This is a genomic window from Methanococcoides sp. NM1 (assembly GCF_900774285.1).
GTDB lineage: Archaea > Halobacteriota > Methanosarcinia > Methanosarcinales > Methanosarcinaceae > Methanococcoides > Methanococcoides vulcani.
Genome location: NZ_CAAGTW010000006.1, coordinates 165,308 through 177,753, shown reverse-complemented (window position 1 = coordinate 177,753; position 12,446 = coordinate 165,308). Strand labels below are relative to the sequence as shown.

The 12,446-nt window shown below is 44.2% G+C and carries 9 protein-coding genes; 7 read left to right on the top strand and 2 right to left on the bottom strand.

All coding sequences use genetic code 11. From position 1 onward, the window contains the following. The 7 genes from E7X56_RS07775 to ade all read left to right on the top strand — a co-directional run. Nucleotides 1-1,999: disaggregatase related repeat-containing protein (locus E7X56_RS07775; protein WP_135606233.1), on the top strand; the 1,999-nt coding region annotated here is incomplete at its 5' end. Between the two features lie 347 nt (nucleotides 2,000-2,346). Beyond that, nucleotides 2,347-3,003 (top strand): cohesin domain-containing protein, encoded by a 657-nt coding sequence (locus tag E7X56_RS07770; protein ID WP_135606232.1) that lies wholly within the window; start codon nucleotides 2,347-2,349, stop codon nucleotides 3,001-3,003. 18 nt (nucleotides 3,004-3,021) lie between these two features. Then, on the top strand, nucleotides 3,022-4,218 hold the full coding sequence (locus E7X56_RS07765) for a PGF-pre-PGF domain-containing protein (RefSeq protein ID WP_135606231.1): 1,197 nt from the start codon (nucleotides 3,022-3,024) through the stop codon (nucleotides 4,216-4,218). A gap of 282 nt (nucleotides 4,219-4,500) precedes the next feature. Then, nucleotides 4,501-4,905 (top strand): hypothetical protein, encoded by a 405-nt coding sequence (locus E7X56_RS07760; RefSeq protein WP_135606230.1) that lies wholly within the window; start codon nucleotides 4,501-4,503, stop codon nucleotides 4,903-4,905. Nucleotides 4,906-4,907: 2 nt separating this feature from the next. Continuing rightward, complete coding sequence (locus E7X56_RS07755; RefSeq protein WP_135606229.1) at nucleotides 4,908-5,792, top strand: metallophosphoesterase; 885 nt, start codon at nucleotides 4,908-4,910, stop codon at nucleotides 5,790-5,792. Continuing rightward, nucleotides 5,789-8,623, top strand: a complete 2,835-nt coding sequence (locus E7X56_RS07750; protein ID WP_135606228.1) for a DEAD/DEAH box helicase — start codon at nucleotides 5,789-5,791, stop codon at nucleotides 8,621-8,623. Before E7X56_RS07755 ends, E7X56_RS07750 begins: the two co-directional genes overlap by 4 nt. 92 nt (nucleotides 8,624-8,715) lie before the next feature. Further along, complete coding sequence (gene ade / locus E7X56_RS07745) at nucleotides 8,716-10,467, top strand: adenine deaminase (RefSeq protein ID WP_167879485.1); 1,752 nt, start codon at nucleotides 8,716-8,718, stop codon at nucleotides 10,465-10,467. A 208-nt stretch (nucleotides 10,468-10,675) separates the two neighbouring features. Here ade and E7X56_RS07740 read toward each other — a convergent pair whose 3' ends face one another. Both E7X56_RS07740 and E7X56_RS07735 read right to left on the bottom strand, forming a co-directional pair. Then, nucleotides 10,676-11,908: a glucoamylase gene (locus tag E7X56_RS07740; protein WP_244603454.1), complete on the bottom strand. Its 1,233-nt coding sequence runs from the start codon at nucleotides 11,906-11,908 to the stop codon at nucleotides 10,676-10,678. After that, nucleotides 11,905-12,435 (bottom strand): hypothetical protein, encoded by a 531-nt coding sequence (locus tag E7X56_RS07735; protein WP_135606225.1) that lies wholly within the window; start codon nucleotides 12,433-12,435, stop codon nucleotides 11,905-11,907. Before E7X56_RS07735 ends, E7X56_RS07740 begins: the two co-directional genes overlap by 4 nt. Between the last annotated feature and the right edge of the window lie 11 nt (nucleotides 12,436-12,446).

Sequence of the window (12,446 nt, the reverse complement as noted above, 5' to 3'; positions counted from 1 at the left end):
TGGGCAGGAAGTGTGTGATGCAGATGGTACTCTGAGATGGCAATACACAGGAAACTGGAATGTCGCTCATGTCTTCACCTTCGAGTCCACCGGACAGGTTTCTCAGCCGGAACAGCCTGATGTGAATAGTGATCCTGTTATGAACTTCATTGGTTCAAAGTCAGTTGATGAAGGATCGACACTTAGTTTCTCTGTAAGTGCTTCTGATGCTGATGGTGATGTCCTTTCCTATTCTGTCACAGGTCTTCCTTCCGGTTCTAGCTTTGATAGTTCCACAGGTGCTTTCAGCTGGACTCCTTCTGAAGGTCAGGATGGAAGCTATGAGGTTACTTTTGAGGTTAGCGATGGTCAGTTAACTGATTCTGAGACCATCCCTATCACAGTTTATTCTGTCAATCATGCCCCTGTTATGAATTCCATTGGTTCAAAGTCAGTTGATGAAGGATCGACACTTAGTTTCTCTGTAAGTGCTTTTGATGCTGATGGTGATGTCCTTTCCTATTCTGTCACAGGTCTTCCTTCCGGTTCTAGCTTTGATAGCTCCACAGGTGCTTTCAGCTGGACTCCTTCTGAAGGTCAGTCAGGCACCCATTCTGTCACCTTTGAAGTGACAGATGGGCAAGTTACTGATTCAGAAGAAGTTACCATAACTGTAAATGGAAACTCTGATCCAACACAGAGTCTAGTGTATGACAACCGACTGCGTGAAGCATCCCCGGATTCAGTTTACTCCGATAACGATTATATCGACATTGGACACAATACTGATGTAGGTCGTTACAGGGATGTCATGTGGTTTGACCTAAGTATGTACAACACAACGGATACAATTGCCAATGCTACCCTTTCGCTATATTGGTACTATCCTGCAAACAATCCACGTAGCCAGGACACGGTTGTAGAGATCTACAGGGCGGCTGACTGGAACTCTGGTTATGTAAGCTGGAACAACAAGGCAGCTGGTATTCCATGGAACAATCCTGGTGGGGATTGGTTCGATAAGAACAATGTAGCCCAGGGCAGTGAGCCTTATGCATCAATAACGTTTGATGCAAACAATCTGCCTGATGACAAGTACTATGAGTTCAATATCACAGAATTGGTGCAGGATTATGTCAGTGACGAATACGACAATACCGGGTTCTTCCTCAAGGCACAAAATGAGTATGACAACTATATTGCTTTCTACAGCTGCGACTGGAGCAATGAGAACCAACGTCCTAAACTGACCATCACTCATACGTCAGGTACTGAACCTGTGAATAACAATGCACCTGTATTGAACTCTATCGGTAGCAGGACACTAGAAGTAGGAAATTCGCTGAGTTTCATGGTAAGTGCCTCGGATGCTGACGATGATACCCTCACCTATTCAGCTACCGGTCTCCCAGCCGGCGCAACTATTGATACCACCTCTGGTGAGTTCAGCTGGACACCATCAGATGGTCAGGCAGGAACTTATGGTGTAATGTTCGAAGTGTCCGATGGGGAACTTATTGATTCGGAAGCCATCATCATTACCGTGAATGCGATAAGCAATGATCCTTTGATCAATAGTGCTCCAGTAATCACTGCATTCGGACCTGCTAATGATGCAGTCTTCGAGGAAGGAAATATCATCAACATTGGAGTAACTGTCTCTGATGCAGATGGACAGGAATTGAATTATCTCCTGAAGATCGATGGCGTTACCGTCAGCACAACTTCCAGTTATGTATGGAATACCGATCATTCTAATGCCGGGACTCATACTATCGAAGCAGTTGTAAGTGATGGAACTGATCAGGTGGCAGCCCAACATGTCCTCACTATAATCAATATTCATCCACGCTGGGATATAAATAGGGATGGTGTGGTGAACATTCTGGATGTTACTATAGTAGCTCAGAACCTGGGTACTAAAAAACCACATCCAAGCTGGGATGTTAATGGGGACGGTGAAGTAAACATTCAGGATCTCACCATTGTAGCATATTACTTCGGTGAAACGGTACAGTGAGATGCATGTTTCGCATCTCATTTTCTTCTTTTTTATGATCTGTAATTCAGGCATTTGATATTTTTATTTCTTCATTTTTCATTTTGGTCAGTATATACTTATTTCTATGAAGTATTCTATCAACTTTTGAATTTACTATAGAAGTAACAATTATAGTTACTTTTATTTGCCGTTATTATATCAGCCTTTTATAAATATCTCATAATAATGATACTCACAACTTCCTTTGTTTTTTCATAATGTATATATAGTACCAACACTATCTGACATACGGGGATTTTGAATTTTGGTGATTACGATCAAGTCAGCTCAACTCATCAAATGCATTTCAAAATAAAGGAAAAAACATGTTTAGCATAAAAAAGATCTTGATAGTAGCAACTATAATCACATTGCTGGCAGTTCTTACTAACGTTTCTGCAGCTGCTTCAGATGTAACTTTAATACCATCATCAGAGGTCGTTGCACCGGATGAGACTTTCACAGTTGATATCTTTGTTTCTCCGGATGTTGATATTGCAGGAATGCAGTTTGATCTGCTTTTCGATAGTTCTCAGTTCCAGATAGCAGGTGTGAACGAGGACAACCTGTTCAAACAAAGTGGCATGGGAACATTTTTCGTTGAAGGTTCTGTAAATTCGGGTTTACTAAATGATGCATACGGTTGTATTCTCGGTGCTTCAGATGTTTCAACACCGGCAACCTTTGCAATCATCACAGTGACAGCCACTGAACAGGCAAATGGTAGATCTGAATTACTCCTGAGAGACGTTATGATCAGTGACTCAACAGGCAATGCTGTGGATCTCGACATAACAAATACGGAGATCACTATTTTGATTTTCGATATAAACCAGGATAATGTGGTTGATTTTGGTGATTATGGATTAGTTGAACAGCATTTCGATGAAACCACATCATATCCTTATCCTCTATGGGATGTGAATCAGGATGAAATTGTAAATGTTCTTGATATGATGCTGGTCCTATCGCATATGGATTAATAAAGGTAAGGGATTCCGATGAAAAAGTATGTTTTCATCTCTGGAAAAAGTAAACTTTATTCCTTACTACTTTTTTCTTTATTCACTATTACCTGCCTTAGTGGAATTGCCAGTGCTGCTACGACCATCAGCATCGTGCCTGCATCTGAGTCTGTAGAAGAAATGCAGGAATTTGCTGTAAACGTATATTTACAGCCAGACCGTCCGGTTGCTGCTATCCAGTTCGACCTGTCTTATCAAAGTGAAATTGTCAGTGTTGTCAGTGTCTTGGAAGGTGAATTCTTAAGGCAGGATGGTGCTCTTGTCTGGTTCAATCCAGGTCAGATCGAAAGCTCAAATGGGAGAATTGATTCTGTATATGGCCTGATACTGGACAAGACAAGCGTTACAGGACCAAGACCTTTTGCCATCATCCAAATGAGAGCCGGCAATGTATCAGGCACAAGTTCCCTGTCCTTATCAAACGTTGTGGTTAGTGATACCCAGGGACAGATTATACCAACGGACATTGTCGACGGATCAATTACTATCGTATCTGATACAGCTTCATCCGGTGAATCCACAACCAGTGATGGAATCACGGATGAGGCTAATTATGAAGCTGCCGAAATTAGCACCACAAGCGGATCCTATGAGGAATTTGAGATCATAGAGAAATCCAGCCGGTCTGTGTATCTTGGTTCTCAGGTCTCTTATCAGTTCGATAAGCCTGAAAATCCCATTATGTACATCAACTACGAATCTCTCACAAATGCCGGTAATGTTGTAGCAACAATTGAAGTCCTTAAGCAGTCATCTCTTCTCGTTTCATCTCCTCCTCCCGGTATTGTCTACAAAGATGTGAATATCTGGTTGGGTAAACCCGGTTATAGCACTGAGAGCAATATGAAGGATGCAGTTATTGGATTCAGAGTAGATCGATCCTGGCTTGAAGAGAACCAGATCTCTGATAGCTCTGTAATGATGTATCGCTATGATCAGGACCTGTGGATCCCTCTTTCAACTACGAAGATCAATGAGAGTAGTAGTTATGTGACTTTTGAAACAGAAACTTCTGTTTTTTCACCTTTTGCGATAGTGGGTGAAAGCTCCAATGATATAACCGGGAAAACAGAGGTTGATTATACTCCTGCAGAGGATGAAAATCTTGATCAGAATGCAGCTTTTATTTTGTGTCTATCGATGTTACTACTCCTATTTGCCAGAAGGCATTAATCTATATAATTCGCTATCAATACTACACAGGTTTGGTAGCTTTAAAATTTTTCTATCATGAATTATCCATTACAATGAGCTCAAAGAAGAACAGACTAATCAATGGGCTCACGCTGGCTGTCGGCGATGTCCATGTCGATCTATGAACCTCCAAATTCGGGAAATTACCTTGAAATTGGTATAGGAAATGACTTTTATACAATATTCAATTCAGTAACTACAAGTGTAATTCCTTGAAACCTGATGCTAACTATCTGAAATATTCATAAATGAGGTGTGATCATGCTTGAGCGAATAATCCCTAAACAGAGGACAACATCCACTCGCCTTGGAGGTCTTTTAATAATAGTGGGTGAGACCATGTTCCTGTTCTCCATCCTGAACTTCCTGATGATAACCCGTATTCAGTATTACAACTCAGGCGATTCATTTGCCAGAACCATATTCCCTGAATATTCTTTCTTCCTGTTGGGAATGTTTTTCGTAGCTTTCATAGGAATGTGGCTTGCATATGTCTATATTTTCCCGAGTAAGCAGAAGTTCTCCCAGGAGCAGGCAGTAAAGGATGACAGGAGTCCCATGTACAACCGCCTGGTGCAGATGCACGATGAAATGCGTGAAATGCAGTCTATGTTAAAAGAGTTGCAGGAAAAGGTAGATACCTTGAGCAAGGATGGACAGAAATAAAAATGACGATAACGGTCGAACCTGTGATCGATGAGCCTGCTCTTTTGGTGTCAGGTGATACAAAGGCCCTTGTACTGGCAGATATCCATCTTGGAATAGAATGGGACCTTTACAGGAGTGGCTTTTCCATACCCAGCCAGATAGAGCAGAGACTTGAGCGTATCATGAGGCTTGTGGAGCAGGAGATACCTGACAGGATCGTGCTGCTTGGTGATATCAAACACAACGTTCCACAGGTTTCCTGGCAGGAACGTGATGAGATCCCTTATTTTATTAGCAGCCTTGCAGAGAAGGCTATTGTTGATATCTTCCCCGGGAACCATGACGGTGGGATCGAGTTCCTGCTTCCGCCGGACAGCGATGTAAATATTTATTCAGCACGTGGAGACGTTATTGACGGAGTAGGCTATTTCCATGGCCACACGTGGCCATCGGTGGAATTGTTATCTGCTGATCATGTTATTGTTGCTCACAACCATCCAACAGTGCGGTTCACGGATGCCATGGGATACTCGGTGGTGGAGCATGTCTGGATAAGGGCACGGTTTGAAAGAGAAGTGCTTGCAGGGCACTTTAAGAGTGCAGACCTCTCTCCTGAAAGTGATGGCTGGTCTGACCCTGATGTGGTAGTAGTCCCGGCTTTCAACGAACTTTGTGGCGGGGTTGCTTTCAATGAGTCCGTGCGTGATGACCTTCTGGGACCGGTATTCTCATCCGGTGCACTTGACCTGGAAAACTCTGACATCTATCTGCTGGATGGTACTTATCTTGGAATATTGAAGAATATCAGGAAACTGGAGGAAACCCGGTCCGATCGAAGCAGAAGCAACAGGAATAACAGAAGTATCAGATCAAAGCGAAAGAGGTCAAAGGAGGCGGGGAAATGAGCTTTGGTAACCAGTTCGATGATTTTCATCCTGCTATTCAGTCGACCCTTGAAAAAATGGGGTTCACTGCTCCCACTAAACCTCAGGAGATGTGCTTCCCGCATCTACTTGCAGGAGAGCATACATTCCTGATAGCACCCACAGGTTCTGGAAAGACCGAGTCTGCAGTACTGCCGATGTTCGATCATATCCTTCGCAAAAGTGAAGAAGGCCGCACAGGTATTTCTGCTCTTTACATAACTCCACTACGTGCTCTCAACCGTGATATGCTCACACGTATCCAGACATGGGGCAAAGAGTTAGACATAACCGTACAGGTTCGCCATGGGGATACTTCACCATACGAAAGGCAAAAACAATCCAAGAATCCTCCTGATCTTCTGATAACAACTCCTGAAACACTTCAGGCAATGTTCACAGGTTCGCGTCTTCGAAAGAACCTTGAATGTGTCAGTTACGTTGTCGTGGATGAGATACATGAACTGGCATCATCCAAAAGAGGTGCACAGCTTTCTGTGGGGCTTGAGAGGCTCGTGGAGATCTCCGGTGAGTTCCTGAGGGTGGGGCTTTCAGCTACCGTGGGCAACCCGGATGTTGTTTCACAATTCCTTGTAGGTTCAGGCAGGGAAGTATCCGTTGTACAGGTTTCCATGATAAGCCTGCTGGAATTCAATGTGGTCAGTCCGCAGGTTACCAATGAGGACGTTGAACTTGGGAGAAAGATCGGCTGTGAGCCGGAGTTTGCATCCCATCTGCGCTGCATCCGTGAGATCGTGGAAAATCACCTGTCAACTCTTATTTTCGTTAATACAAGACAAAGTGCTGAAGCTCTTGCATCGGGTTTCAAAATACTGGAAGCTTCAATAGGAGTGCACCACGGTTCACTTTCAGTGGATGCACGTATCGAAGCTGAAGAATCGTTCAAGGCAGGCGATATAAAGGGCCTGATCTGTACTTCATCAATGGAGCTTGGCATTGATATCGGTAAAGTTGACCACGTGGTACAATATGGTTCTCCGAGACAGGTTTCCCGCCTGCTCCAGCGTGTGGGGCGTGCCGGGCACAGGATACACGAGGTTTCCAGAGGTACGATCCTTGCTATGGGTTCAGATGACATTGTGGAAAGCATGGCCATCACAAAGACTGCAATGCAGGGTAAAGTTGAAAATATTATTCCCCACAGTGGTTCCCTCGACGTTGTGGCAAACCAGATCTCCGGAATGGTGATCGATTTTGGTGATGTTGAGATAAAGAAGATCCATTCCATACTAAGACGGACCTATCCTTTCAGGGACCTTTCCATGGAACAGCTTAAGCGTGTCATCGAACAGGTCACTGATTACCGGATGGTCTGGCGTGAAGAGGGTTCAGACACCATAAGCAGGCGGAAGAAGAGCTGGCAATATTACTACGAAAATCTTTCAATGATCCCTGATGAAAGGAAGTTCGAGATCTACGATATTGTCTCCGGCAGATCCGTAGGAATGCTGGATGAGGCATTTGTTGTTAATTTCGCTTCTCCTGGTGCGGTTTTCATTACCAAGGGTGACATGTGGCGTGTTATTGAGATGAATAACGATCGTGACAGGATAAAGGTAGAGCCTGTCAAGATAATGGGTGAGATCCCAAGCTGGGTAGGTGAGGAGATCCCTGTCCCGTTCGAGGTAGCACAGCAAGTTGGACGCATTCGGTTCAGAGTATCATTCCTGATACACGATGGGAAAAGTGATGAGGAGATCGTTGAAGCACTGATGGAAGAATATCCTGTTGATATTCACAGTGCCCTTTCGGTCATAGAACTCGTAAAGGAACACATTTCAAAGGGCTGTCCGCTTCCTGATAATGATACGATCGTCATTGAGGATGAAGGAGAAGCCATCATAATCAATTCATGTTTCGGACATACTACCAACGAGACCATAGGGAAGGTGATAACTTCCCTCCTTGCTGCCCGTTTTGGTAGCAGTGTAAGCCAGGAGGTAGATCCTTACAGGATAAGGATGCAGCTCCCAAGGCGCATGAAAGCCCTGCAGATTCAGGAAATGATATATGAGATCCAGCCTGAGCATATTGAGCCGATCATTGAGATGACCCTGAAGAACACTTCAGTGATGAAATGGAAGATGGTCCATGTAGCACGCAAGTTCGGTGCATTAAGCAAGGATATTAATTATGATCGCATCAGCATGAAAAAACTGCTTGAGATCTACAAAGATACTTCCATGTATGATGAGGTCATGCGTGAGATCTTCCACAACATGCTGGATGTGGACCAGGCAAGGGATGTGCTTTCGCGCATAGCTTCTGAGGAGATGGTCATATTGGTAAGTCCCATGCCAACACCGATTGGTTCGGCAGGATTTGCAATGAGGCGTGACCTTGTAGCTCCGGAGAAAGCTGACAGGTCCATCGTCCTTGCACTGAAGGACAGGATCATGCACGACCGGATCATATTGTTCTGTGTACACTGCAAGAAATGGGTGTCACGCAGGAAGATCATGAATGTTCCCGATGAGATACAGTGCCCCGTGTGTGATTCCAGAATGGTGGCCGCCCTTAAACCGTGGGAAGAGGAAGAGATCAAGCTTGTCCGGAAACAGGACAAGGTAACTGCAAAGGAAGATGTGAAGCGCATTCAGCGGGTATATCGAAATGCCGGCATTGTGATGGGCAACGGGAAGCTTGCGGTCATAGCTCTTGCAAGCCGTGGTATTGGTCCTGATACCGCTTCACGTGTCATCGAAAAGATGCGTGTGGATGAGGAAGCGTTCTACAGGGACATTATGGCTGCAGAAAGGAACTATGCCAAGAACAAACAGTTCTGGAAATGAGATGTGGGCATCTGTCATCTTCAAAACAGGTCTGCGATTTGCAGTTTTTATGGCGCAATATCCTTATACTTTGTAAATCCAAGAAATCTGTCATGGATATCAGGGACAAGATATTTGCAGCTACAGGTAAAGTTAAAGCAGATACTATCTTTACCGGTGGTCATGTTGTCAATGTCAATACAAAAGAGATATTGGACAGGGACATTGCGGTAAAGAATGGCTATATTGTAGGTATCGGCGAGGTTTCCTGCCTTAAAGGTGATGATACTCAGCTCATCGATGTAAGTGGTCGTTACATCTGTCCCGGACTGATCGATGGTCATGTTCATTTTGAATCCAGCATGGTTACCTTGAGCCAGTTCTCTGTCTCGGCTCTGGAACATGGAACAACATCTGTGCTGATCGATCCTCATGAGATAGCCAATGTCCTTGGTAGGAAAGGCATTGAACTTGTGCTTGAAGAAGCGAAGTCACTACCTTTGAATGTTTTTGTAGCGATCTCATCATGTGTTCCTGCAACCGTTTTTGAAACGTCTGGTGCATCCATCAGTTCGGATGATATTGATTCCCTGATCGATAACGAGAATGTCGTGGGTCTTGGGGAGATGATGGATTATCCCGGTGTATTGTCAGGAGATGAGAACAAGTTATCCATGATTAGGACTGCACTAAAAGACAAGCTCGTGGTCGATGGGCACTGTCCTGCACTCACCGACGAACAATTATGGGGCTATATAGCAGCCGGAATATCCACGGACCACGAATCCATTGAATATGAAGAGGCGCTTGAAAAACTTCGTCTTGGAATGAAGCTTATGATAAGGGAAGGGTCGGCTGCGAAATCTTTTGATCGATTCCTTCCACGGTTTATAGAGGACGGTGTGTCCCTTGAGAACGTTTTCTTTGTTACCGATGACAAACATCCGTCTGATCTGATGGAAGGTTACATGGATGTTATCGTCAGAAGGGCCATAGCAATGGGACTCTCTCCTATTGATGCGATCTGCATGTCCAGCATCAATACTGCAAAGCATTACCATCTTGACAATGTCGTTGGTTCCATTTCAATTGGCAGGAAAGCAGATCTTATTGTGCTTGATGACCTTGACGCTTTCAGCATAAGTTCGGTCTATGCAGCAGGGAAGCCTGTCGATGGCTTCACTCCATCTTATGAATATCCTGATCTCGTTTTTAATACGGTCAGGTTCTCAGAGGTCGATGCATCTGACATGCAACTAAAAGCAACTCCTGATAAGGATTACAGGGTATCAGTGATAAAAATCCTGCCTGATCTCATCCTTACAGAAAAAGAGAATGCAATACTTCATTCAGACCTTGATGGTGTGTTGCTTCCGGACGGTGATAATGATGTTCTGAGTGTTGCTGTGATCGAAAGACATGGAAAGGCAGGTAACATAGGGCTTGGTTTTATCAAAGGAATAGGCATCAGAAATGGTGCTATCGGTCAGAGCATAGGGCACGACAGCCACAACGTTGTGGTAACAGGGGATAATCATTCAGACATGGCATTGTGTGCCAACAACATTCGGGAGATGAATGGTGGTATCTGTGTTGTCAATGATGGTAAGGTAGTTGACAGGCTTGAACTTCCGTTTGCCGGTCTGTTAAGTACTCTTCCTGTCGAAGAGGTCGAAAAAAGATTGAACGATCTGCACATAGCAGTAAAAAGTATAGGATGTACCCTTCCTGCACCATTCATAACCCATTCATTCATAGCTCTCCCGGTGATCCCCTCGTTGCGGCTTACTGATATGGGGCTTTTTGATGTGGATAATTTCAGTCTTGTATCTCCTATAGGGGAAGAGATGGGATCTTCAAAATAATATCAGTTGACAACAAAATCATCAGAAAGACGAGAGCCGATATTGAAATGATAAAATAAAAGAATACATTAGAAAGTAGTGCAGGACATTTTTCCGACAGGTGTCAGCAAGATGCCAGTAAGGTGTTAGTAAGATCTCAGAAAGTTTCCAGCACAACTTTCGCTTTTTCAAAGAAATATTTACAAAGAAATATCTGCAAAGAACTTGCTCATCCAAACTTCTCAATATAGCTCTTGTAAGTCCTGATATATTCTGCATGAGGCCATATAAGGGGTATCGTTACGTATGCCATTCCATCCTTCCATTTTGGATGGTTGCGTATATTCTCGATCATGGTAAGTTTACTATCCCTGAGAATTTTTGCATTGGTATAGTCTTCATACCATATCTCGAACCTTTCAATTGTCGAGATGTGTTCCGGCAGGAGATAGTTGTGTGACATATCCAGTACCCAGCCCATGTACATCTCTGCCATATCCTCGTCATCAATGGCAATATAGTGGTTTGCAAGCTGGCAGGTAAAGTGGCACCATGGTCCGTATCCTCCGTTATTCCTGTCCCATATTTCCGGATAGCGGTTCAAACCTCCTATTTCCTTATCCCAGAGGTTATCGTGTATCCTCCTGACCGTATAACGGTTCTTGATATCATGCTGGTCGATGAGCTCAAAGTATGCAGGTGCGTATTCCACAACATCCACATCGATGACGCTTGATGCAAAAGCATCATATCCGATAGGGTTGCTGCTTTTCTCTTTCACACGGATACATTTGATAAATGAACGCCTACGTGGGCTATACATCCGCGTAAGGATGGCTTCCCTGACCTTTTCAGCCTCAGCTTTCCAGTTGGCGACATCTTCACCAAGAGCCTCTCCCATTTTTACTGCCGCAAGGATCCCTGCACAACAGGCAGAGTTGGCATAGATCTCAAACCCATGCTCGTAGGCCGGATATTCATGGATGCTGTTCACGGTATGGATCAGGTCGACCTCTTCGTTCTTGTTCATCAGTATGAACTCGACGGCTTTCTTAATCGTTTCCCAGTGCTTTTCCACAAAAGTCCTGTCAGCCATTGATTCAAAGAAGAGTCCACCTGTTGCTTCGAAATATTTACCCATGGCAAAAAGGACCAGACCGTTTCCATCGATCTGGAGATCCTTGTAGCTGGCGTCATTTCCGTCAACATCATATCTCTGGGAAAATTCTCCCAGAGGTTTCTGGGAGTTCAGGACGAATTCAAGACCTCTTCGGGCCTCATCCATCATCTCGGCTTCAATGCAGCCAAGTATTGCCACAGAGTGATCTCTCGGGTAGATAAAAGGATAACGTGTTCCTGGCGGACTTGCATAAAATCCTCCTTTTTCATGCTGGTTGTTCTTCAGGATCTTCACGCTGTTCTCGTAGAGTTTTTCAGCTTCGATCAGGTTCAAAGAATTCACTCCTTTTTAAGGTAATTGATCTTGCAAACGTAATACGCTTTCTCAAGATACTTATCCACATCTTCTTTTGTCATATTTGCCTTTTCAAGGGCTTTCTCGTTGTAGACGAAATTGTTGGTTCGGGGACATCTTGATCCCACGTTAAGAAGTTCAACACCTGCCATCATCCCTCGTCTCTTAAGGTAGCTGTGATGAAGTATGCCTGTGACCGTTGTAAGTGCCGGATAGTCCCATCCGTCTTCCGCTTCCATCATTTGCTTGTTAGAAAGGTTTATGAGCTCTACGAATTGTGAAGGTCTCTCCCCGTAGATCTTTATAAAATCAAGAAGTTTGTTTGAGAACGGACACACCGGCAAATAGTTGATCTCATCTTCGCGAGCACCTTCAAATCCCGGTCCTTCGATCTCAGCCATTTCTTCTCCGATCTCACGTAACCATTCCAGTGCGTTCTGAATCCCGTTTTTGTCTACCATCTTGATAATACCTATCAAAAAGGCTCTTGATATCATATTCTCAATTCGTGTCATTCCCTGTACCC